The organism is Flavobacterium sp. 245 (genome assembly GCF_004362055.1).
Classification (GTDB): domain Bacteria; phylum Bacteroidota; class Bacteroidia; order Flavobacteriales; family Flavobacteriaceae; genus Flavobacterium.
Window position 1 is genome coordinate 166,645 of record NZ_SNXB01000001.1, and the last position, 22,513, is coordinate 189,157.

Sequence of the window (22,513 nt, forward strand, 5' to 3'; positions counted from 1 at the left end):
AAAATAATATATCACATTCCTGTTCGAATTGCTTCAACGGGATCTAAGTTTGCCGCCGAAATCGCTGGAAGAATTCCCGAAATTATACCTACAAAAATTGATAATCCGGCTCCAATAAAAATATTCCAAAAACTTAAAACAAATTCAAATTCCAACAAATTAGTCAAAAGAAGAGACAGCAGCCAAACAATGAGCAGACCAATTACACCTCCAATCAAACAAAGCATAACAGCTTCAAATAAAAATTGAAATAATATAAAACGATTTTTTGCTCCCAAAGACTTCTGAATCCCAATTAAATTCGTACGCTCCTTAACTGAGACAAACATAATATTCGCAACTCCAAAACCTCCAACTAAAAAAGAAAAAATACTGATAAAAATCCCTGCCGTTCTTAAGGTTCCTAATATTCCATCGATAAAATCAGTAAAACCAGAAAGGACATTCACAAAGAAATTATCCATTTCACCCGCTTTCATTCCACGAATTGCGCGCAGTTTTTGAGCAACTTCAGCTTTATAAGCGTCCATGTCAACACCTTTTACTGGTTTCAAAACAATTACAGGCGTCATTGCATCGCTGTCCCCATACATACGTCGTAAAAAATTAGCCGGCAAATAAACCGATGTATCGTTACTATCTCCAAAAAATCCTGCTCCTTGTTTTGCAATTACACCAATAACCGTAAAACGCTGTCCGTACAAACGAATGTTTTTTCCGAGCGGATCACTTGTTCCAAAAAGCCCTTCGGCAATATCATATCCCAAAACAATAACTGCAGTTCCAGAATTTGATTCAGATTCGTTGTAAAATCTTCCTTTATCAAAACTTAATCCATCAACATCTACCATTTCAAAAGAAGATGGAATAATATTAACATCGGCAACGGTCTTTGAATCGTACTTCAAACTTTCATGACTTACAAAAAGCTGGTAACCAACTTGGTCAGTATTATTCAATGAATTTTTCAAAGCTATATATTCATCATATTTAACATTTGGAAACTGCTCTCTCTTCCATTGTGGAATTTCTGACGGACCAAAACAGTATTTCATTAAATAAATCGTATTTTTATCTAAACTGCTCAAATCTTTAGAAATTTTTCTGTCTAAAGAATCTACGGCAGCCAATACAGCAATAATTGAAAAAATACCAATTGTAACGCCTAATAATGACAATAGAGTACGTAATTTATTATTTCGTAAAGCATTGATGGCAAAGCTGAGACTTTCTTTTAATAATCTAAGGTAAAGAAGCATATAGTAGTATTTTTCAATAAAGTAAAATTCAATAATTTAAAATCAAAAACCTAATAAAAGTTAACTTACTCATCAGTAGATTTTTTTAGCATAATGTTACATTAATTTTCTTTAAAATAATATTTAAAAAAACTACTTTTGCAGTCTGAAAATCATAACTACACAATGAGCACAACAAAAAAAATACAATCAGCACTAATATCAGTTTTTTCTAAAGACGGATTAGAGCCAATCGTTAGAAAATTACACGAGCAAAATGTAACACTTTACTCTACTGGCGGCACTGAAGATTTCATTAAAAACCTTGGAATTCCTGTAGTTCCAGTTGAAGATATTACTTCTTTCCCAGAAATTCTTGGAGGAAGAGTAAAAACATTGCATCCTAAAATTTTTGGCGGAATTTTAAACCGTCAAGACAACGAGAGCGATGTACAGCAAATGAAAGAATTTGACATTCCTCAAATTGATTTAGTAATTGTTGATTTGTATCCTTTTGAAAAAACTGTTGCTTCAGGTGCAAGCGAACAAGATATCATTGAAAAAATTGATATTGGCGGTATTTCATTAATCCGCGCAGGCGCAAAAAACTTCAAAGACACTGTAATTGTTGCTTCAGTTAATGAATACAGCCTTCTTTTAGATTTGATTACAGAACAAAACGGAAGCACAACTCTTGAAAACAGAAGATTATTAGCTACAAAAGCATTCCACGTTTCTTCTCACTACGACGGAGCTATTTTTAATTATTTCAATACAGACGAGACTATTTACAAAGAAAGCATTGCAAATGGTCAAGTTTTAAGATATGGTGAAAACCCTCACCAAAAAGGATTCTTCTTTGGAGATTTTGATGCAATGTTCAACAAAATTCACGGAAAAGAATTATCATACAACAATTTATTAGATGTTGATGCAGCTGTAAATTTAATTGCTGAATTTAAAACTGACGGACCAACATTTGCAATTTTAAAACACAATAATGCTTGTGGTTTAGCTTCAAGAAAAACAATCAGCGAGGCTTATTTAGCTGCTTTAGCTTGTGATCCTACTTCAGCTTTTGGAGGAGTATTGATTTCAAATACTAAAATTGATTTAGAAACTGCACAGGAAATCAACAAATTATTCTGCGAAGTGGTAATCGCTCCAGCTTATGATGCTGAAGCAGTTACAGTTTTACAAGAAAAGAAAAACAGAATTATATTAGTTCAAAATGAAGTTGAATTACCAAATCGTCAAGTAAGAACTTGTCTTAATGGTTTGTTAATTCAGGACAGAAATAATATTACGGATAATAAAGAGCATTTAAAAACCGTTACAATAACAGAACCTACTGCTCAGGAGATCGAAGATTTGATCTTTGCTTCTAAAATTTGCAAGAATACAAAATCAAACACTATTGTATTTGCAAAAAACGGAACATTAATTTCATCTGGTACAGGTCAAACATCAAGAGTCGATGCATTAATGCAAGCTGTAGATAAAGCAAAAGCTTTTGGATTTGATTTAACTGGAGCTTCAATGGCGAGTGACGCATTTTTCCCATTTCCGGACTGTGTAGAATTAGCTAAAAAAGCAGGAATTACCGCTGTAATTCAGCCTGGAGGTTCGATAAAAGACGAATTAAGCATAAATTATTGCAACGAAAATAATCTTGCAATGGTATTTACTGGAACACGTCATTTTAAACATTAATTTGTTTAACTTTGTTCGATAATTATTTATAACATTTTAAACCCCTAAAAAACTTATGGGATTTTTTGATTTCATGACTGAGGATATTGCAATAGACCTTGGTACCGCAAACACTTTAATCATTCATAATGATAAAGTTGTTATTGACAGCCCCTCTATCGTAGCACGCGACAGAGTATCAGGCAAAATCATCGCAGTTGGTAAAGAAGCCAATATGATGCAAGGTAAAACGCATGAAAACATCAAGACCATAAGGCCATTGAAAGATGGAGTAATTGCTGATTTTGATGCTTCGGAAAAAATGATCAATATGTTCATTAAAAGTATTCCTGCATTGAAAAAAAGAATGTTTACACCAGCTTTACGAATGGTTGTTTGTATTCCATCTGGAATTACTGAGGTTGAAATGCGTGCCGTAAAAGAATCTTGTGAAAGAGTAAACGGTAAAGAAGTTTATTTGATTCACGAGCCAATGGCTGCAGCAATTGGTATTGGTATCGACATTATGCAACCAAAAGGAAATATGATTGTTGATATTGGAGGTGGTACAACTGAAATTGCTGTAATTGCATTAGGCGGAATTGTATGTGATAAATCTGTAAAAATTGCAGGTGACGTTTTCACGAATGATATCGTTTATTACATGCGTACACAGCATAACTTATTCGTTGGAGAAAGTACTGCTGAGAAAATCAAAATTCAAATTGGAGCGGCTATAGAAGATTTAGACGGACCACCAGAAGATATGTCAGTTCAAGGTAGAGATTTGCTTACAGGAAAACCAAAGCAAGTAGATGTTTCTTACCGTGAGATTGCAAAAGCATTAGACAAATCAATTCAGCGTATTGAAGATGCAGTAATGGAAACATTATCTCAGACTCCTCCAGAATTAGCTGCCGATATTTACAATACTGGTATTTATTTAGCTGGTGGTGGATCGATGTTAAGAGGTCTTGACAAACGTATTTCGCAAAAAACAGATTTACCTGTTTATATTGCTGAAGATCCATTAAGAGCTGTAGTTCGCGGTACCGGAATGGCACTTAAAAACATTGCAAAATTTAAAAGCATCTTAATTAAATAAGATTCAAAAAATAACAATCAATATACTTTTATTAGGGTCAAATGTCTAAAATTTGACCCTGATAAAATTTGAAACCATAAGCATATCCTGAAACAAAATAACCAGACAAGAAATGCAGCAAATTTTTAATTTCATTATAAGAAACAGTAATCGGTTACTGTTTTTGCTGCTTTTAGGTATTTCGTTGACGCTCACAATTCAATCACATTCTTACCACAGAAGCAAAGTAATCAGTTCTGCCAATTTCTTAAGCGGAGGTGTTTATGAAAGAATTAACCGTGTAAACGAATATTTGAATTTAAGAGCTCAAAATGACGAACTTGTACTTGAAAATGCAAGATTAAAAAGTCTTTTATTCAATAAAGAAGACACTACAAAATTACCAATGGCAGACAGTGTAAAAGGAGTAAAACCTGCTGATATTATTGTTTCAAAAGTGATTCATAACTCTTATAGTACACACGAAAACTACATTACTTTAAATTCTGGAGCCAATGATGGTGTGAAACAGGATATGGGAGTAATCAATAGTTTAGGAATTATTGGAGTTGTAGACAATACATCACCAAGATATTCTACTGTAGTGAGTATCTTAAACATGAAATCACAAATCAACGCCAAGCTTAAAAAATCGAATCATTTTGGATCTTTAACATGGGATGGAAAAAGTACTGGTTTCGTACAGCTGAAAGATGTTCCGAGATTAGCTTCTGTTAGAAAAGGTGATACTATCGTAACTGGAGGACAATCTGTAATTTTCCCTGAAGGAATCAACATTGGAACCGTTGAAACAGTTTACAAAGAAGAACAGACCAGTTTTTATGTTATAAAAGTTAAGTTATTTAACGATATGACAAATCTTGGACACGTTTATATTATCAAAAGTAAAGACAGAGAAGAACTTATTAATTTAGAAAAAAAGGAAAAAGATGAATAGCGCATTGTTAGTCAATATTTTTCGATTTATTATGTTACTGGCAATTCAGATTGTTATTTTCAACAATATGAATTTTTTAGGCTACATAAGTCCTTTTCCGTATATTCTATATATTATTCTTTATCCTGTAAACAGCAATAAATCAGGATTGATTATTTCAAGTTTTTTACTTGGTCTAACAATGGATATGTTTTGTAATTCAGGAGGAATTCATGCAACATCGTGTGTAATTCTTGCCTATTACCGACCTTATATTTTTAAGTTTTCATTTGGACTGAGTTATGAATATCAAACCATTAAACTAAACGAATCTTTAACGCCTGAACGATTTTCATTTATATTAGTTTCTGTTCTGTTGCATCATATCATATTGTTTGTTCTCGAAGCATTTCAGTTTAAATTCATTTGGGATATTTTGCTCCGAACGCTTTTCAGTTCGATTTTTACAATTATAACTTCAATCATAATAATTTACCTTATTAAGCCCAATAAACGATGAGAAAAGTGCTGTTGCCCGCTTTAATTATTATTGCAGGATCTTTACTGTTGATCAGGGTATTTTATTTGCAAATTGTTGACGATTCATTTAAGCTAAAATCAGAAAATAACGCAATAAAAAAACAGTACGACTACCCTGAAAGAGGTTATATATACGACAGATATGGCAAATTAATGGTAGCCAATCAGGCTTCATACGATATCATGGTAATACCACGCGATATTAAAGAAGATCTGAATGTTACTGAATTCTGCACTTTACTTAATATCACAAAAGAAGAATACGACAAAAGAATCGCTAAGGCCAAAGTTTACAGTCCACGTCTTCCTTCTGTATTTTTATCACAATTAAACAAAAGTGAATTTGCTGCTTTTCAGGAGAAAATCAGAAAATTCGAAGGATTTTATTTCCAAAAAAGATCGCTTCGTGATTACGAAGTAGATTATGGCGCGAATATTTTTGGATTCATTACCCAAGTAAACGAACGTTTGATAGCAAAAAACCCCTACTACAATAGTGGCGATTTAATAGGAAAACAAGGTGTAGAAGAGAGCTATGAAGAAGTATTACGCGGTATCAAAGGTGTTAAATATATTCAGAAAGACAAATACAATCGTGAAATCGGGTCTTATAAAGACGGAAAATACGACACAATTGCCGTTGCAGGTGAAGATATCAATTTAACCATTGATGCTGAACTTCAAAAATATGGCGAAGAATTAATGATTAATAAAAGAGGTGGAATCGTTGCCCTGGAACCTAAAACAGGAGAAATTTTAGCACTTGTTACCGCTCCTTCCTATGATCCCGGAATTTTAGTTGGAAGACAAAAATCTAAGAATTACACTCTTTTGTATCACGATTCAATTGCAAAACCACTTTATGACAGAGGACTTTTAGCAGAATATCCTCCTGGCTCCCCTTTTAAATTATTAACCGGTTTAGTAGCGCTTCAAGAAGGGGTAATCGATGAAAACACTTTCACGGTTTCCTGTCATCACGGTTTCAGCTATGCTCGAGGTCGTTTTATGAGATGCCACTGTAGCGGAGGACAATTGCAATTACACAGAGGTATTTATCAGTCTTGTAACACTTATTTTGCAACGGCATACATGAGAACCATAAACAAATACACAAAGCCAAGTGCTGCAGTAGATGTTTGGAGCTCTCATCTTAAAAGTTTTGGACTAGGTGAGTTTATGGGCTATGATCTTCCAACGGGAAAAAGAGGAAAAATTCCGACTTCAAAAACCTATAAGCGTATGTATCCTAACGGTGGATGGAGAAGTACTGCCATTGTTTCTAATGCAATTGGTCAGGGAGAAGTTGTAATGACCCCTATTCAGCTTGCTAATATGATGGCGACAATAGCGAATCAAGGTTATTATTACACTCCTCACATCATCAAAAAAATTGAAGGCAAGAGTATCGATAAAAAATTCACAACTAAACATACCACAACTATTGACCAAAAATATTTCCCTCCAATCATAAGCGGACTATTTGATGTATACAACATGGGTACAGCAAGCAGATTAAGGGTTGAAGGAATTGATATTTGTGGAAAAACTGGAACTGCTGAAAACTTTGCTAAAATTGGAGGTAAAAGAGTCCAGCTGGAAGACCACTCTATTTTTGTTGCTTTTGCCCCAAAAGACAATCCAAAAATTGCGATTGCAATTATGATTGAAAACGGAGGTTTTGGAGCAAGTGTTGCAGGACCAATAGCGAGTTTGATGATTGAAAAATATTTAAGACGAAAAATCACAAGAACCGATTTAGAAATAAGAGTTTTAAATAAAAGCTTAGCTTCAGAATATGCTAAATTAGGAGGAATGAATGAAGCTAGTAAAATTGAATCTGTTCCAAAAGATTCTGTTTTGCAAGCTAAAATTGTAAAACCAAAAGTACCAGCTGTTACGACTACAAAAACGGAAGTCAAAAAAACAGCAGTAGACACCACTAAGAAAAACTAACAAAGATTATTTCAGATGAAAAATCAAAGTGTAAAAAATAATATTGACTGGATAAGTGTTTTTATCTATGCCACGTTAGTAATATTAGGGTGGTTAAACATCTATTCTTCCTCATTATTATCTACCGAAGGCACATATCAAAAACAACTAATTTTTATTGGATGTACTATTCCTTTAATATTTGTTGTGCTCTTTGTTGATGGGAAATTTTACGAAAAATACGCTAGTATTATTTTTGGTGTTTCATTATTATCACTTGCTGGATTGTTTCTTTTCGGAAAGACAATTGCGGGTCAAAGATGTTGGTATGCCATTGGAAGCTTTACTTTACAACCTTCCGAGTTTGCAAAGGCCGCTACATCATTAGCATTAGCAAAATATTTAAGCGATACTCAAATCAATCTTAAAGAGGTAAATAGGCAAATTCAGGCACTAGCTATAGTATTTTTACCTGTCATTCTTATTTTACCGCAACCGGATCCTGGAAGCGCCCTGATTTATAGTATTTTCATTATTGTATTGTACCGCGAAGGTTTACCATCATGGTATGTATGGACTGGATTTATAACCATTCTATTATTTGTACTGACATTGGTTTTGGAACCCTATGTTGTAATATTGATTGCATTAGTAGTATTGGCAGTTATCCATTTTAAAGGCCGCGTAGTAGACCGAAATTTACTTATGAGCGCTATCTTTTTAGCTATTATCTCCGCATTCGTTTTCTCGGTAGATTATGTATTTGATAATGTTTTCAAACAACACCATAGAGATCGTTTTAATATTTTATTGGGCAAATCAGTTGACATGAAAGGTATTGGCTATAACACTAACCAATCTGAAATCGCAATTGGATCTGGCGGATGGCTTGGGAAAGGTTTTTTACAAGGAACTCAAACCAAAGGAGGTTTTGTACCAGAACAACATACAGACTATATTTTTACAACAGTTGGTGAAGAATGGGGCTTTGTAGGCTCACTGGTTGTTATTTCACTTTTTGTTGGTTTGTTTTTAAGAGTGATTTATCTGGCAGAAAGGCAAAAAACCAAATTTAGCCGTGTTTATGGCTACTGCGTTGCTGGAATTCTATTTATCCACTTTTTTGTAAATATTGCCATGGTTATTGGTATTTTCCCTACTATTGGGGTTCCGTTGCCGTTCTTTTCATATGGAGGTTCTGGACTCTGGGGATTTACCATTTTGTTGTTTATCTTCTTAAAAATGGATGCCAATAAGGTAAATGAATGGTAAGCCTGAAAATTGCTAATTGCTAATTGTTAATTCTTAATTGTTAATTGTTAATTGTTAATTGTTATTACAATTTTAAGAAATCACAATATAAAGTTTTCTGCGAACGATTTACTTAATACCAAAGAAACTACTTACTTGAATCATTGCCTACAATTGAAACCGCAGACTATATAAATTCATAACCTAAAATAGATTTTAGCTTTAAAAACAGCTATAAAAAAAGTCCGAAGCTTAAACTTCGGACTTTTTTATGGTTATATTTTTTCTCCAGTTGTTCTCTTTTTAATAAGCTTTAAGAAAACCGGAAAAGTTGATAGTACAATTATTCCTATTACGATAACTTCAATATGCTCTTTTAAATCGATTCCTTGTTCTAAAAACACTCCGTATAAATAATGTCCTGAAAAGATCAATATAAAAGACCATAAAAAAGAACTCAAAACATTATAGAACATAAATTTCTTTTTATCCATTGAAACTATTCCTGCAATAATTGGTGCAAATGTTCTAAAAATTGGAAGGAAACGAGCATAAATAATTGCTTTTCCGCCATACTTTTCAAAGAAATCTTTTGACTGCAATAAGTATTTTTTCTTGAACCAAAATGTATCTTCTTTTTTAAACAGATAATAACCGCTTTTAGCTCCAAACCAATATCCGGTCATGTTTCCTAAAACTCCCATTATTGCTACTAAAGTTGAAAGTATAAAAACGTTTATAAAATCACTTGGGATATAAACAACATTTTGAATCAGATCACGGCTGTAAATTCCTGACAAAAAAAGCAAACTGTCTCCAGGAAGAAAAAAACCAGCAAAAAGCCCAGTTTCAGCAAAAACAATAAACAGCACAATGTATAAACCAATTTGAAAACCGCCGATACTTAAAGTTATATAAAATTCAGGGTTGACTAATTGTGTCCAATCAAAATTATTCATAAAAATGGTTTGGTTATACTTAATTTAAGTTTGTGAAAGTAACAATAATTTAGTTCAGCCACAATAAAATGCGGTATTTTAAAGATAAATTAACTATTAAAAAAGCCCCAATAATAAACTTGGGGCTCTTAAAATTATTATTCTCTTACATACTTACAGCAACTATGCAAATTATCATAATCTGTCTGCGTTGCTTTTACGTCTTTGGTATCGTGACCTGCTTTAGCAATTGCGTTATTCAAATCTGATGGAGATGATTTTTCTTCGTTTAAAATTACAGCAAGCTGATGCGAAGCCACATCCCAAGTTGCAGTTTTTACACCAGGAACACTAAAAGCTGCTTTTTCAATACGTTTCTTACATTGCTCGCAATTTCCGTTAACTTCGGTAGTGTATTTTAAGTTTTTGTTTTTTTTAGTTTGGGCTTGCGCCGAAAATCCTAAAAATCCAATTATTGCAATTAAAATTATTTTTTTCATTTTGTCTAATATTAAAATTTGATATTGTTATTGAATTTGATTCGTTTCTATTTATTTTATTTTAAATCGTAAACCCGCGTAATACATTTGCCCAAAAATTGGCGCGTAAGCCACAGAAGCATCAAAATTTGGTCCAAAAGGATCATTTGCACCTAAAATTGCTTTTTGCTGTTTGTAATTCCCAATGTTTTCTCCGCCAATATACACTTCAAAAACGGGAGAAAAAATCCTTGTAACCTGCGCATTCATTACAGCAAAAGAAGGCGAAAAATCTGGAAACTGATCTTCTGGCGGATTCGAGGCTGTATAAGGCAATTGCTGTTTCCCTGTCCAGTTAAAAGTATAATCAAACTTCCATTGTTTTCCACTATCTGAAGCTATCGTTTCATATTCCAAATTCCCTAAAAAACGATGCTTCGCCTGTAGCGGACGCTGAAAAGTGCCTCTTAAATAATCTGTCTGAATGTCATAATATTTATAAGCTGTTCTCAAATTCAAGTTATGAACTAACTCATAATTAAATTCGGCCTGAAAACTATTGGCAAATGAACTTCCTTTTAAATTATAGAACAAAACTTCCTGTGGACTTTGCATCAAATCAACAACGGCCTGATTCTGAAAATCGGTTCTGTAGAAATCGAAACCTGCTTCAGCATTTTTATTAAACAGTTTAAATTTTTGAGAAAAACTGATACCATAATTCCATGCAATTTCAGGATTTAAACCATAAATTTTTCCGCTGTTATCCAAAATTGAAAAAGCTCTGGAACTTGCAAAAAGCTGTTGATTTTCGGCAAAAATATTAGCTGAACGTTTTCCTCTTCCGGCAGAAAAACGAAGAACACCATTTTTCCACGGATTATACCTCATGTGCAAACGAGGTGTTACAAAAAAGCCTAATCGATTATGATTATCAACTCTTCCACCTAAAATCAAACTAAAATTATCTGTATTATCATAAGTATATTCAAAAAATGCCCCAACCGAATTATCTATTCGACTATAATCATTGACATTCACAAATTCCTGATACTGATCATATGTAAAATTTAATCCCGTTGTAAATTTATGCTTGGTATTATTGATAATCGAATTGAAAATTAAATTCGAATAAAAACTATTCTGCTTTATGTCATATAAATTCAACCCGAAATAAGAGTTTTGGTTATGGCTGTTAAAAGCATTTTGAAAACCAATACTTTGATAGGGCATATCTGGAAAAACGTAACCTATTTTAGTCGACACATCAAAACGTTCTGTATTTATTTCTGAACCCCAATGATTTGTAGTTCCGCGGTCAATATCTTTATCATAATCAACTTCGCCAGTTTGCTTCTTATCGTTCATATATCTGAAATTGATAAAACTCACCAGCCCGCTTTCGGGATCATAATATTGATAGCGATTTAAAATATTAATTTGTTTTCCTAACGGATTATCCAAAAAACCGTCATTATTCATATCGTTTTTTGCAACACGCGTATTTCCGTGAACAAACAAGCTTGTTGCCCATTTTTCAGATAATTTTTTATTGAAATGCGTATTCAACTCAAAACGAGCATCTGTAGAACCGTAAGCGTTTAAGAAAAACGGAATGTCACTCAAAGGTTTTAAAAGTTCTGTATTTATTTGTCCCGAAATACTCTCATAACCATTAATCACACTTCCAGCACCTTTGGTAATTTGAACACTTTCGATCCAGGTTCCGGGCGTAAAAGACAATCCGTATGCTTGAGAAGCACCACGGACTGATGGTATATTTTCTTCGGTTATCATTAAATACGGACTTGTCAAACCTAACATTTTGATTTGTTTAGTTCCCGTTAAGGCATCCGAAAAGTTGACATCTATAGAAGGATTTGTTTCAAAACTTTCAGCCAAATTACAGCAAGCAGCCTTTAGCAGTTCTTTACTTGTAATTACCGATGTATTGGCCGTAAGTGTATAGGATTTTTTAATTCCCTTTTGCTTTTTGGTGACTTTGACTTCCTGTAGATCTTCCTGAGAAAAAGCAGTAACAGACAGCAAAATCATGCCCAAAAGCATTATATTTTTTTGCATAAAAAAGATTTTAATGTTATTAGAAAGCTGATGCTTATTCATTTCGAAAAAGAAAAACAGCAGATAACAAGCCACAAAACTGGCTTGATTCTAAACATTAAAATCAGGAATAAAAAATATATTGATTGTATAACTTGAATAAGGGGGGCGCATTCGCATCAGAATAATACGAAATGATCTGATTGCTTTTAAAATTCGGAACTGATAAAAAAGCAATTGATTTATATTCCTGAATTACAGCAGGAAAATCAAGTTGAAAAAAGAATATTTTAAAAGTAGCATTATCTGATTTCTTTTCAAAATGAACTAATTTGTCTTTACAGCAAGATGATTTCTTTTCTTTTTCTCCACAGCATTTCTTTTCTGGAGAAGCTTGTACTGTTGTATTTAAAGAAACAGAAGCTATTTCGCCTCCGCAATAATGCACATCAAATGCAAACCCAATGTTGGAAACCAACAAAAGGAAAGCTAAAAATAATCCTGTGCACTTTTTTAAATTCATAATGCAAAATTATCTAAAAAGACTTGAAAAAAGATTTAATAATTTGTTATTTTTTTAAATTTTGACTCTGATAGTAAAATGCAGGTATAAACAGCAAAACAAAAATGGGTTGAATTATAAATCGTCGTACATAAAAAAGAAGCCAGTTTGCATTTGGAAAATAGTTCAAAATCACAAAAAAGGCCACAAAAAGAATTACCAGAAAAAAGAGGTATAAAAAAACACTGAACTTAAAAATTTCTACGTCCCGAAACAACACATAAATTAAGATCAAGGACAAAATTGTATTAAAAAAATACCTTGAAAAAAGTCCGAAAAATAGCTTAAAAGCATCAACTTCAGGATAAGGCAAATTTTTAAAATCAGTTTCAAAGTATTCTAGAAAAGGGTCATAAAAAAGGCTTTTTTCAAATGTCCGAATGACACCAAAACATATTACAATAAAAACTGCAATAAGTATTTTGTATTTATGCTCTGCGATATTACTTAGCATATTTCGAAAATTTATTTACCCAAATAACCCACAAAATAAAAACACATCCATAAATAATCAATGGAAAAAGAACACCATGCAGAAAGTGTTCATATTGCGGATAATTAAAAAGCAAAACCGTTAAAAAGGCAATACGAAGAATATTTAAAACGTAAATAAAAAGTATTCCAAACAAAATAAAAAACAAAGTAGTTTTGAATTTTCCTGAAAAAGCAATCACAAATGAAATAAACAAAATTATAACACTGATTGCGTTACAGCCCTCTACAATTCTAATTGTAAATTTATTATTGTACCAAACTTGTAAACATGGCTCCGTTAAACTTTTTACAATACTTACATCCGAATTAAAAAAGCGCATTAACGCTTCAACACTACTGCCGACAATTTTTGAAATTCCGTCAACTTCCAAAGAATCAAAACTGTTTAAGTAAAATTTATAAACTATCGTAAGTAAAATATAAGCAGTGAAGAAAGTGCTTATAAAAATCAAGAAAGGTTTAAATTGAATCAAATATTTTTTCAACGGAATTTTTTTTTCAAATTTATGTATTTTTTAAGTCAGGCTTTAAATACTTTTGTATAAAATTTATTCATCATGACTTTTCAAGAATTACAACCAAAAATAAGCGCTATTGTAGCGGACACAAATATTGTTAGAGACGAAAAACTATTGGCAATCTGTCAACTGCTAAACGAAAACATAGAATACTACAACTGGGTTGGATTTTATTTTGCCAATCACGAAAATAAAACGCTTCATTTAGGACCTTATGTAGGTGCCGAAACAGACCATACTGTTATTCCGTTTGGAAAAGGAATCTGCGGACAAGTTGCCGAAAGCAACGCTAATTTTGTTGTTCCCGATGTTGCAGCACAAGACAATTATATTGCCTGCAGTTTTACTGTAAAATCTGAAATCGTTGTGCCACTTTTTGTAAATGGAGTAAATATTGGCCAAATCGATATTGACAGCCACGTGATTGATCCGTTTACAGAAGCTGACGAAAGATTTTTAGAGTTTGTAAATGAAGAGGTTGCTAAGCTGTATTAAAAATACTACTTTAGCATGACCATTTTCTAAAACTTATCATGAAACCAATTTTAAGTATATTATTTGCTCTTTTAATTTCTATTAAATTATTCTCACAAACCCCTGTTCCTGTCAGTAAATTAATTTACCTGGACTCAACTTGGGCAGAAAGTACACCGGACAATTACAAATATACCAGACTTGTTGAAGACTATTTCTCAAACAAAGAAAAGTACATTTTTAAAGAATATTACAAATCCGCGGCTATAAAATCTATCGGTACCACTTTAGACAAAGACATTATACAAAAAGATGGACAGTATGTTTCTTATTATGAAAATGGCAAAAAAAAGTCAATGGAAACCTTTTCTAACGGCAAAAAAATAGGAAAAGAATTCAGTTGGTATGAAAATGGAAATATCAAATCTGAATTTGAGTATTTTGACATACAAGATGGAAAAAGCAATTTTAAAATCAACAACTTCTGGAATCCTCAAAAAGAACAGACGGTTATAAGTGGTAATGGCCAGATTGAAGAAATCGGGGATTATTTCTATGAAAAAGGAGAAATAAAAAACGGTGAAAAACAAGGTGTTTGGGAAGGCAGAAATCTTAAAGAAAAATACAGTTATACTGAAAACTACAAAGATGGAGTTTTAATTAGCGGCACAAGCATTGACGAAAACAATAATCAATACACTTATAAATTCCCTTTTGAAAAACCGATTCCAGCAAAAGGAATGTCAGACTTTTATAGATATATAGGAAGACATTATGCAACACCTAAAGTAGAAGGGCTACAAGGAAAAGTATATATCACCTTTATAATAGATAAAGATGGAAATCCTACTAAATTAAAAATTATAAAAGACATTGGTTACAATACTGGGAAGGAAGCTATTAAAACAATATTAGGTTATGGCAAATGGATTCCTGGAAAATTCAAAGGAATTCCCAAAGAAGTATTATATTCATTACCATTAACTATACAAGCAACAGGAAAGTCAAATTCGACTCAACCTTATCGAACAGGAACAGGTAATTCAGAAAATAACTATCAAGATCAACTGCTGAAAAATTTCTAAAGAGAAATCTTTTTGAGATTCTTTTATTTTTGTTTGATTTTTTTGTTTTTTTAATCTAATTTTGCACCCGTCTTACAAAAGCTGTATGACATACATAAAAATCATTAAATAATATTGGAATGTATTTAACTAAAGAAAAGAAAGAAGAGATTTTCGCACAACACGGTGGTGCAACAAACACTGGAAGCGCAGAAGGTCAAATTGCATTGTTCACTTACAGAATTTCTCACTTAACTGAACACTTGAAAAAAAATCGTCACGATTACAACACTGAGCGTTCTCTTGTACTATTAGTAGGTAAAAGAAGAGCTTTGTTGGATTACTTGAAAAAGAAAGAAATCAACAGATATCGTGAGATTATCAAAGTATTGAATATCAGAAAATAGTCAATATAGAAAAGAGGTGCGAAAGTGCCTCTTTTTGTTTTTACATTACAAGCATTTACAAGAAAAAAAGTTTGGTTTTTCATTGGGTTTTAGATAACAACAACTACACACAACAACAACTACAACACAACTAAAACCCATTGTATAATCAAAAAGGAAAAAATTTATGATTCCACAATTATTTGTAGAAAAGATCGATTTAGGTGATGGAAGAAGCATCACAATCGAGACAGGACGTTTAGCTAAACAAGCTGACGGATCTGTAGTAGTAAGAATGGGCGACACGATGATTCTTGCAACAGCAGTTTCAGCTCGCACATCAAACCCAGGCGTTGATTTTTTACCTTTAACGGTAGATTACCGCGAAAAATTTGCAGCAGCAGGTCGTTTCCCAGGAGGTTTCTTTAAAAGAGAAGCACGTCCTAGCGACAGCGAAGTGTTAACAATGAGATTAGTAGACCGTGTATTGCGTCCGCTTTTCCCAGACGATTACCACGCTGAAACACAAGTTATGATTCAATTAATGTCTCATGATGAAGAAGTTATGCCAGATGCATTAGCTGGTTTAGCAGCTTCTGCAGCATTAGCTGTTTCAGACATCCCTTTTTATAACCTAATTTCTGAAGTACGTGTAGCGCGTATTGATGGAAAACTAGTTATCAACCCAAGCAGAGAAGAATTAGAAAAATCTGATATCGATATGATGATTGGAGCTTCTATGGATTCTGTAGCAATGGTTGAAGGTGAGATGAAAGAAATCTCAGAGGCTGAAATGATCGAAGCAATTAAATTTGCTCACGAAGCTATCAAAGTTCAAATTCAAGCTCAATTACGTTTACAGGCTGCTTTTGGTAAAAAAGAAATTCGTTCTTACGAAGGTGAGAAAGAAAACGAAGAGATTTACAAAAAAGTAAAAGCTGCAGCATACGATAAAATTTATGCTATTGCAAAAGTTGGTTCAGCTAAACACGAAAGAGGCGCTGCATTTGCTGAAGTAAAAGAAGAAGTTAAAGCTTTATTTACTGAAGAAGAATTAGCTGCTGATGGAGATTTAGTTTCTAAATATTTCTACAAAACAAACAAAGAAGCCGTTCGTAATGTAGTATTAGAATTAGGTGTTCGTTTAGATGGTAGAAAAACTACAGACATCAGACCAATCTGGTGTGAAACTGATTATTTACCAAGAGTTCACGGTTCATCTTTATTTACACGTGGAGAAACTCAAGCTTTGGCAACTGTAACTTTAGGAACTTCTAGAGAAGCAAACCAAATCGATTCTCCATCAGAACAAGGTGAAGAGAAATTCTACTTACACTATAACTTCCCTCCTTTCTCAACTGGTGAAGCAAAACCACTAAGAGGAACTTCAAGAAGAGAAGTTGGTCACGGTAACTTAGCTCAAAGAGCATTAAAAAATATGATTCCTGCTGATTGTCCTTACACAATTCGTATTGTTTCTGAAGTTTTAGAATCTAACGGTTCTTCTTCTATGGCAACAGTTTGTGCTGGAACAATGGCCTTGATGGATGCTGGAGTTCAAATGGTAAAACCAGTTTCTGGTATTGCCATGGGATTGATTACTGACGGAGAGAAATTTGCTGTATTGTCAGACATTTTAGGTGACGAAGATCATTTAGGAGATATGGACTTTAAAGTAACTGGAACTGCTGATGGTATCACTGCTTGTCAAATGGACATCAAAATTGATGGTTTACGTTATGACATTATGGAACAAGCTTTAGCTCAAGCACGTGACGGACGTTTGCATATTTTAGGAAAATTAACTGAAACTATTGCTGCTCCAAGAGCTGATGTAAAAGCACACGCACCAAAAATCATTACCAGAACTATTCCTGGAAACTTTATTGGAGCATTAATTGGACCTGGTGGAAAAGTAATTCAGGAATTACAAAAAGCTACAGGAACAACTATTGTTATCAACGAAGTTGACGAGCAAGGTGTTATTGAAATCTTAGGTACAGATCCTGCTGGAATTGAAGCAGTATTGGCTAAAATTAAGTCAATCACTTTCAAACCACAAATGGGAGAAGCTTACGAAGTAAAAGTAATTAAAATGTTAGATTTTGGAGCCGTAGTTGAATATACTGCTGCGCCAGGAAATGAAGTTTTATTGCACGTTTCTGAGTTAGCTTGGGAACGCACTGAAAACGTTACTGATGTAGTAAACATGGGTGATGTATTTGAAGTGAAATACTTAGGTGTTGATCCTAAAACTAAAAAAGAAAAAGTGTCAAGAAAAGCGCTTTTGCAAAGACCTCCACGTGAGGAGAAAAAAGAGTAATCAGATCTTAGTTTACTAAAGGTTTATTCATAGAAAACCCCAATTCATTTATTTGAATTGGGGTTTTTCGTTTTCTTTTCTTTTTTTTTATTTCTTAAACATAAAACAGACTTTAATTAAACAATGCAATTGGCACTTATCTTTTTTTATTCAATTTGTTTAAGGTTCTTAAAATTTCATAAAACAAATATTTTTTCAATTTCTGAATAAAACAATATGCAAAAGCACTAAAAATCAAGGTTTTTATTGCATTTATTGTAAGAAAAAAATACCTTTAGCTTATCAAAAATAATTAAGTATTAACCTTAAAACCATTCATATGGCTTATACCGTTTTACAAAATTCTAGAATTAATACTGATGCCTTTATTTTTTCGCATCCTGAGACAGTCATTTATCCTGTATCCCCATTAGTTTCTGCAAAATTCTACACTCCAGAGGGCGGAGCACTGACATTAAAAATCAGAGCAACTTTATACATCAACTCTGAAGATCTCGCAAATCCAACTGTTGAACCACCTACAGAAGAGAACAATACACTAACACTCTTTTTTGACTATAATTTTTCTGAAAAAACACCTGAAAGCTGTGATGTTTGGTATGTTGAACTGGATTACACTTCTGATACAGTAGGAGATATAACTGAAATTATTTCTTATCTAAAAGATATCGACCCTGAAACTTCAAGAGGAACAAAAACAAATGTGCCTTAAAATGAAGCTAAAAAATATCAAAATTTATTTTTGCTTATTATTCCTAATTCCGTTTTGTCTTTTTTCACAATCCAAAAAGATTAGTCTATTTGAAAAAAAAATACTTCAACAAAAAACAATAGAGCTTAAAAAGGAAAATAATTTTGTAAAAGCCCAATCTTTTTATTTTAAAAAAGATTGGGATTCTACATTGCTGTATTCCATGAAGCAATTGAGTGTTTCAAAAAACAAGCTCGCAGCAGATTATTGCCATTATTTTAGAGGTGTATGTTTTTTTAATAAAAAATTCTATAAAGAATCTCAAAATGAACTATTTGCGATATCCGAAAATTTTCAGTTATCGCATATAAAGTACTTTCTTATAGGCGTAACGTACTTGGAAACAAAGAAACTTGACAAAGCTTTATTCTTTTTACAGCTAGCCGAAAAAAAAACAATCGCGATTAATGATTCAGACTACATTGGCAATATCTACAGTGGTGTTGGTACAACTTATATTTTCCTTAAAAAATATGATTTAGCTGAAAAATATTTGCTTAAGAATATTAGCTTATGTGAAAAAAACCAAGATCAAGACAAACTTTCTAATGCATACACTAATCTGGCGGCTTTGTATTACGAATTATACAAAGATGATTTAGCCATTTATTATTATACAAAAGCATATAATGTTTCCAAACAAAGCAAAGATTTTACCGTTAAAAACTTTGCAGCCTTCAATATGGCAATTGTTGAAGAAAACAGAAATGATTTCAAAAAAGCTTTAGCGTATAGAAAAGAGGCGGATCAATGGAAAGACTCCTTAAACAATCAAAACAAGATTTGGGCGCTCGCAGATTATGAGAAAAAATTTGCTGTCGCTCAAAAACAAAAGCAAATAAAAGTTCTCGAAGTCGAAAATCAGCTAAAAAACACACAACGCAACAGTTTGTTTTTCTCTGCAATTGGCTTACTAATAGCTTTAACGGCAGGAGTTTATTTTTATGCCCAAAAAGTAAAAAATGGGCGAATTATATTGACACAAAAAAACAAACTCGACCAGCTCAATGCTACAAAAGATCAATTGTTCTCTATTGTTAGCCATGATTTGCGTTCGTCTGTAAATGCATTAAAAACGAGCAATTCTAAATTAGCGGCGACGCTTGAAACTAAAAATTACGACCAGTTAAACCAGCTTATTACCCAAAACAATTTTATTGCAAACGGTGCTTACAGTTTACTAGACAACTTGCTTCATTGGGCTATGCTGCAAACAAAGCAGTTGTATTTTCATAAAGAATCCGTTCACTTATATTCCATTGTGCAGCAAATCGAGTATAACTACAAACCTTTGCTTCTAGATAAGTCGATTACTTTTGAAAATTCAGTCTCAAAAAATATTTTTATCTTCGCAGATATTGATTCTCTAAAAATAGTCTTTCGAAATTTATTAGATAATGCTATTAAATTCTCAAAAGAAAATGGAAAAATCAGTTTCTACACCCAAGAAAGCAATTCCGAATTTTGTGAGCTGATTATTGAGGACACCGGCATTGGAATGAATCAGAACACAATCAGAGAATTATTAAATGATAATGAGCTTTTAGCCAAAAAAAATGATTCTGAAATTATAGGCACCGGTTTAGGAATGCAATTGTGCATGCAAATGATCAAGAAAAATGATGGCAAACTAAATATCGAAAGCAAACCAAATATTGGGACCAAAATAATACTGACATTACCAAAAACAAACAACAATGGATAACATTCATGTTTTAATTATAGAAGACACACCAGAACAAAGCGATGCTTTGATCAAAGTGTTGCTTGAAAATAATTATATTGTTGCAGGTGTGGCTAGAAATTTTACCGATGCGCTTAAACTTTTTTATGAGCATCCTGTTGACATTATTATTATCGACGTTTTTCTAGACGGAAAGCCAGACGGAATTACATTTGCTGAATCGATCAACATTATTCCAAATGCAGCCAAGCCATTTGTATTTTTGACTAGCTCAAAAGATCGCCAAATTTTTGAACGCGCTAAACTTACCAAGCCTTTCAGTTTTTTGATGAAACCTTTCAATGAACTCGAAATTCTATATGCCATAGAAATGGCTGTTGAGAAATTTTATGCCCAGACTAACGTTTTTTTAAGCGAAGAACAGGACACTGTTATCAGCAATGAGCACTTATTCATAAAGAAAAAAAACGCGCTAAAAAAAGTTTCCATAAACGATATCCTTTACATTGAAGTTGAAGAACGGTACTGCAACATCATTACTGAAAAAGAAAAATTTGTTATTTTAATTTCATTGACAAAAATCAGCGAGTTGCTGGATAAAAATAAATTCGTAAAAACACATCGAAATACGATTGTAAATTCAGATAAAATAGAAGAGATCATCCTAGCTGATAATCTTGTCATTTTAAAAGGAAACCACAAGATAAACCTAAGCGACACGTATAAGGATTTTATAAAAAAAATCAATATTTTATCTTAACATGTATCACGTCATAATATTTTAAAATCCTCTTTTTATAGAGGATTTTTTGTTTCTATATCCTTATTATAAATCATAAATGATTTTTTCAGGATTTCATGACAATAAAAACCGCTTTCATGACATTTTCAAAACAATTCGACAAAATCGAAGTTACTTTTGCTAAACAAATAAACAAACCCATCTTAATGAAAATCGAGCTAACCAATAGACCAGAAATGAAAATTTTACCTCTTTTAAAACAATTAATATCAAATCCCTGGATTGGTGCGCTGGCATCACTCGCGATATTGATTCCCAGTTTATATATAATTCTGGATGATGTTACTGTTCTGAGAAAAGAATACATTCTATTGCTTATCGCTTTTCCTATTTATCTAAAATCACTCAAAAAAATATTTGATGAAATTCTTGATTCGCCAGATGATAGTTTAAAATAAAAATAAATTTTGCCCCTTTTTTATAAAAACACTTCGGTTTATTATTAAGCTGAGGTGTTTTTTACGTTAAAAAGTGAATATTTTATTACATTTTAACAATTGTTAGTGTTATTTGTAACTTTTTTTTTAATACTTTTGAAATCAACCGAAACAAAACCAAAAATCCACCGATCTTTTGAAAAATTCCCAAAATAAGATAATATTCCTAAGTTTATTTGGATTATTATTAAACATTCACTCAATACACAGCCAAAGCGTCAAAGAAATCGAAACCTTCAATTGGTTTGATAAAAATGCAGGCATCGAATCATTAGATATTAAAAATGGCCGTGCTCATTTAAACTTTGACAAAACCATCGACAACCAACATCGCTACTACGGTCCTGATGAATTCAAAAAAGGAAGCGTAAGATACAATTCCCAAAACTATTTTGATTTATTTTTAAAGTACGACATCTACGCTGATGAACTTGTTCTACGTCCTTACGATGAACAAAACAATACTAAAATAAATCTTATTAAGTCAGAGGTTGCTAATTTTAAAATTGGCAGTGAAACTTTTGTGAATCTTAAAGAATTGAATAACACTGCTTTTAAAGGCGGTTACTACGAAGAAATTACAATCAACAGCAATCAAGTCCTTTACATTAAATATTATAAAGAGAAAAAGAAAAATGTTAAGGAAGAATTTAATCTCATTGAATACATTCCTCGATATGAATTTGTTTTGTGGAAAGAAAATAAATTCAATTTAATCAATGATAAAAATGCGATTATCAAATTATTTCCAGAAAGTAAACGAAAAATAAATGATTTCTATCTCATGAACCGAAGTCTTAGAAAGGAAAACACAGCATTATTCATGAAAAACTTAATGAAATTTATCAATAATTAAAACTTG

22 protein-coding genes are annotated in these 22,513 nt (G+C 32.5%); 15 read left to right on the forward strand and 7 right to left on the reverse strand.

Annotated features, from left to right (window positions below; genetic code table 11):
* Positions 1 to 11: 11 nt before the first annotated feature.
* On the reverse strand, positions 12 to 1,259 hold the full coding sequence (locus EV145_RS00680) for an ABC transporter permease (protein ID WP_133523324.1): 1,248 nt from the start codon (positions 1,257 to 1,259) through the stop codon (positions 12 to 14).
* A gap of 165 nt (positions 1,260 to 1,424) precedes the next feature.
* Between EV145_RS00680 and purH the strand changes: the two genes are divergently transcribed.
* The 6 genes from purH (at position 1,425) to rodA (ending at position 8,698) form a co-directional block, all read left to right on the forward strand.
* On the forward strand, positions 1,425 to 2,951 hold the full coding sequence (purH, locus tag EV145_RS00685; RefSeq protein WP_133523325.1) for a bifunctional phosphoribosylaminoimidazolecarboxamide formyltransferase/IMP cyclohydrolase: 1,527 nt from the start codon (positions 1,425 to 1,427) through the stop codon (positions 2,949 to 2,951).
* A 55-nt stretch (positions 2,952 to 3,006) separates the two neighbouring features.
* Positions 3,007 to 4,035 carry a rod shape-determining protein gene (locus tag EV145_RS00690; protein WP_008466528.1) on the forward strand — a complete coding sequence of 343 codons (1,029 nt, stop codon included), beginning with the start codon at positions 3,007 to 3,009 and terminating at the stop codon, positions 4,033 to 4,035.
* 112 nt (positions 4,036 to 4,147) lie between these two features.
* A complete protein-coding gene (gene mreC / locus EV145_RS00695) occupies positions 4,148 to 4,972 on the forward strand; it encodes a rod shape-determining protein MreC (RefSeq protein ID WP_133523326.1) in 825 nt (274 codons plus the stop codon).
* A complete protein-coding gene (locus EV145_RS00700) occupies positions 4,965 to 5,471 on the forward strand; it encodes a rod shape-determining protein MreD (RefSeq protein ID WP_133523327.1) in 507 nt (168 codons plus the stop codon). The genes mreC and EV145_RS00700 overlap by 8 nt, the downstream gene beginning before the upstream one ends.
* Entirely contained in the window at positions 5,468 to 7,447 is a 1,980-nt protein-coding gene (mrdA, locus tag EV145_RS00705) for a penicillin-binding protein 2 (protein WP_133523328.1), read from the forward strand. The genes EV145_RS00700 and mrdA overlap by 4 nt, the downstream gene beginning before the upstream one ends.
* A gap of 15 nt (positions 7,448 to 7,462) precedes the next feature.
* The gene (rodA, locus tag EV145_RS00710; RefSeq protein ID WP_133523329.1) at positions 7,463 to 8,698 is read left to right on the forward strand and encodes a rod shape-determining protein RodA; all 1,236 of its coding nucleotides are present in this window, start codon (positions 7,463 to 7,465) and stop codon (positions 8,696 to 8,698) included.
* Positions 8,699 to 8,952: 254 nt separating this feature from the next.
* Here the strand turns inward: rodA and EV145_RS00715 are convergent, their stop codons facing one another.
* From EV145_RS00715 to xrtF, 6 genes are all read right to left on the reverse strand, one after another.
* A complete protein-coding gene (locus tag EV145_RS00715; protein ID WP_133523330.1) occupies positions 8,953 to 9,636 on the reverse strand; it encodes a DedA family protein in 684 nt (227 codons plus the stop codon).
* A gap of 137 nt (positions 9,637 to 9,773) precedes the next feature.
* Complete coding sequence (locus EV145_RS00720; RefSeq protein WP_133523331.1) at positions 9,774 to 10,115, reverse strand: heavy-metal-associated domain-containing protein; 342 nt, start codon at positions 10,113 to 10,115, stop codon at positions 9,774 to 9,776.
* 51 nt (positions 10,116 to 10,166) lie between these two features.
* Positions 10,167 to 12,176, reverse strand: a complete 2,010-nt coding sequence (locus EV145_RS00725; protein ID WP_133523332.1) for a TonB-dependent receptor plug domain-containing protein — start codon at positions 12,174 to 12,176, stop codon at positions 10,167 to 10,169.
* 103 nt (positions 12,177 to 12,279) lie between these two features.
* Positions 12,280 to 12,678, reverse strand: a complete 399-nt coding sequence (locus EV145_RS00730; RefSeq protein ID WP_133523333.1) for an HYC_CC_PP family protein — start codon at positions 12,676 to 12,678, stop codon at positions 12,280 to 12,282.
* A gap of 46 nt (positions 12,679 to 12,724) precedes the next feature.
* A complete protein-coding gene (locus tag EV145_RS00735; RefSeq protein WP_133523334.1) occupies positions 12,725 to 13,171 on the reverse strand; it encodes an exosortase F system-associated membrane protein in 447 nt (148 codons plus the stop codon).
* Positions 13,161 to 13,697: an exosortase family protein XrtF gene (gene xrtF / locus EV145_RS00740; protein ID WP_133523335.1), complete on the reverse strand. Its 537-nt coding sequence runs from the start codon at positions 13,695 to 13,697 to the stop codon at positions 13,161 to 13,163. The genes EV145_RS00735 and xrtF overlap by 11 nt, the downstream gene beginning before the upstream one ends.
* Before the next feature lie 72 nt (positions 13,698 to 13,769).
* Here xrtF and EV145_RS00745 point away from each other — a divergent pair, with 72 nt between their 5' ends.
* The 9 genes from EV145_RS00745 (at position 13,770) to EV145_RS00785 (ending at position 22,507) form a co-directional block, all read left to right on the forward strand.
* Positions 13,770 to 14,225, forward strand: a complete 456-nt coding sequence (locus EV145_RS00745; RefSeq protein ID WP_133523336.1) for a GAF domain-containing protein — start codon at positions 13,770 to 13,772, stop codon at positions 14,223 to 14,225.
* Between the two features lie 38 nt (positions 14,226 to 14,263).
* Entirely contained in the window at positions 14,264 to 15,289 is a 1,026-nt protein-coding gene (locus EV145_RS00750; protein WP_133523337.1) for an energy transducer TonB, read from the forward strand.
* Positions 15,290 to 15,408: 119 nt separating this feature from the next.
* Positions 15,409 to 15,675 (forward strand): 30S ribosomal protein S15, encoded by a 267-nt coding sequence (gene rpsO / locus EV145_RS00755; protein WP_007804772.1) that lies wholly within the window; start codon positions 15,409 to 15,411, stop codon positions 15,673 to 15,675.
* 166 nt (positions 15,676 to 15,841) lie between these two features.
* Positions 15,842 to 17,977 (forward strand): polyribonucleotide nucleotidyltransferase, encoded by a 2,136-nt coding sequence (locus EV145_RS00760; RefSeq protein ID WP_133523338.1) that lies wholly within the window; start codon positions 15,842 to 15,844, stop codon positions 17,975 to 17,977.
* Positions 17,978 to 18,296: 319 nt separating this feature from the next.
* Positions 18,297 to 18,689, forward strand: a complete 393-nt coding sequence (locus tag EV145_RS00765) for a hypothetical protein (RefSeq protein WP_133523339.1) — start codon at positions 18,297 to 18,299, stop codon at positions 18,687 to 18,689.
* 376 nt (positions 18,690 to 19,065) lie between these two features.
* On the forward strand, positions 19,066 to 20,433 hold the full coding sequence (locus tag EV145_RS00770) for a tetratricopeptide repeat-containing sensor histidine kinase (RefSeq protein WP_243739182.1): 1,368 nt from the start codon (positions 19,066 to 19,068) through the stop codon (positions 20,431 to 20,433).
* Positions 20,426 to 21,172, forward strand: coding sequence for a LytR/AlgR family response regulator transcription factor (locus EV145_RS00775; protein WP_133523340.1), 747 nt, complete (start codon positions 20,426 to 20,428; stop codon positions 21,170 to 21,172). The genes EV145_RS00770 and EV145_RS00775 overlap by 8 nt, the downstream gene beginning before the upstream one ends.
* 119 nt (positions 21,173 to 21,291) lie before the next feature.
* Complete coding sequence (locus tag EV145_RS00780) at positions 21,292 to 21,612, forward strand: hypothetical protein (protein ID WP_243739183.1); 321 nt, start codon at positions 21,292 to 21,294, stop codon at positions 21,610 to 21,612.
* Positions 21,613 to 21,787: 175 nt separating this feature from the next.
* A complete protein-coding gene (locus tag EV145_RS00785; RefSeq protein WP_133523341.1) occupies positions 21,788 to 22,507 on the forward strand; it encodes a hypothetical protein in 720 nt (239 codons plus the stop codon).
* Positions 22,508 to 22,513 lie beyond the last annotated feature (6 nt).

Coding starts and splice junctions, on each gene's coding strand:
- EV145_RS00680 (WP_133523324.1), bottom strand. CDS start 1,259: ATGCTTCTTTACCTTAGATTATTAAAAGAAAGTCTCAGCTTTGCCATC.
- purH (WP_133523325.1), top strand. CDS start 1,425: ATGAGCACAACAAAAAAAATACAATCAGCACTAATATCAGTTTTTTCT.
- EV145_RS00690 (WP_008466528.1), top strand. CDS start 3,007: ATGGGATTTTTTGATTTCATGACTGAGGATATTGCAATAGACCTTGGT.
- mreC (WP_133523326.1), top strand. CDS start 4,148: ATGCAGCAAATTTTTAATTTCATTATAAGAAACAGTAATCGGTTACTG.
- EV145_RS00700 (WP_133523327.1), top strand. CDS start 4,965: ATGAATAGCGCATTGTTAGTCAATATTTTTCGATTTATTATGTTACTG.
- mrdA (WP_133523328.1), top strand. CDS start 5,468: ATGAGAAAAGTGCTGTTGCCCGCTTTAATTATTATTGCAGGATCTTTA.
- rodA (WP_133523329.1), top strand. CDS start 7,463: ATGAAAAATCAAAGTGTAAAAAATAATATTGACTGGATAAGTGTTTTT.
- EV145_RS00715 (WP_133523330.1), bottom strand. CDS start 9,636: ATGAATAATTTTGATTGGACACAATTAGTCAACCCTGAATTTTATATA.
- EV145_RS00720 (WP_133523331.1), bottom strand. CDS start 10,115: ATGAAAAAAATAATTTTAATTGCAATAATTGGATTTTTAGGATTTTCG.
- EV145_RS00725 (WP_133523332.1), bottom strand. CDS start 12,176: ATGCAAAAAAATATAATGCTTTTGGGCATGATTTTGCTGTCTGTTACT.
- EV145_RS00730 (WP_133523333.1), bottom strand. CDS start 12,678: ATGAATTTAAAAAAGTGCACAGGATTATTTTTAGCTTTCCTTTTGTTG.
- EV145_RS00735 (WP_133523334.1), bottom strand. CDS start 13,171: ATGCTAAGTAATATCGCAGAGCATAAATACAAAATACTTATTGCAGTT.
- EV145_RS00745 (WP_133523336.1), top strand. CDS start 13,770: ATGACTTTTCAAGAATTACAACCAAAAATAAGCGCTATTGTAGCGGAC.
- EV145_RS00750 (WP_133523337.1), top strand. CDS start 14,264: ATGAAACCAATTTTAAGTATATTATTTGCTCTTTTAATTTCTATTAAA.
- rpsO (WP_007804772.1), top strand. CDS start 15,409: ATGTATTTAACTAAAGAAAAGAAAGAAGAGATTTTCGCACAACACGGT.
- EV145_RS00760 (WP_133523338.1), top strand. CDS start 15,842: ATGATTCCACAATTATTTGTAGAAAAGATCGATTTAGGTGATGGAAGA.
- EV145_RS00765 (WP_133523339.1), top strand. CDS start 18,297: ATGGCTTATACCGTTTTACAAAATTCTAGAATTAATACTGATGCCTTT.
- EV145_RS00775 (WP_133523340.1), top strand. CDS start 20,426: ATGGATAACATTCATGTTTTAATTATAGAAGACACACCAGAACAAAGC.
- EV145_RS00780 (WP_243739183.1), top strand. CDS start 21,292: ATGACATTTTCAAAACAATTCGACAAAATCGAAGTTACTTTTGCTAAA.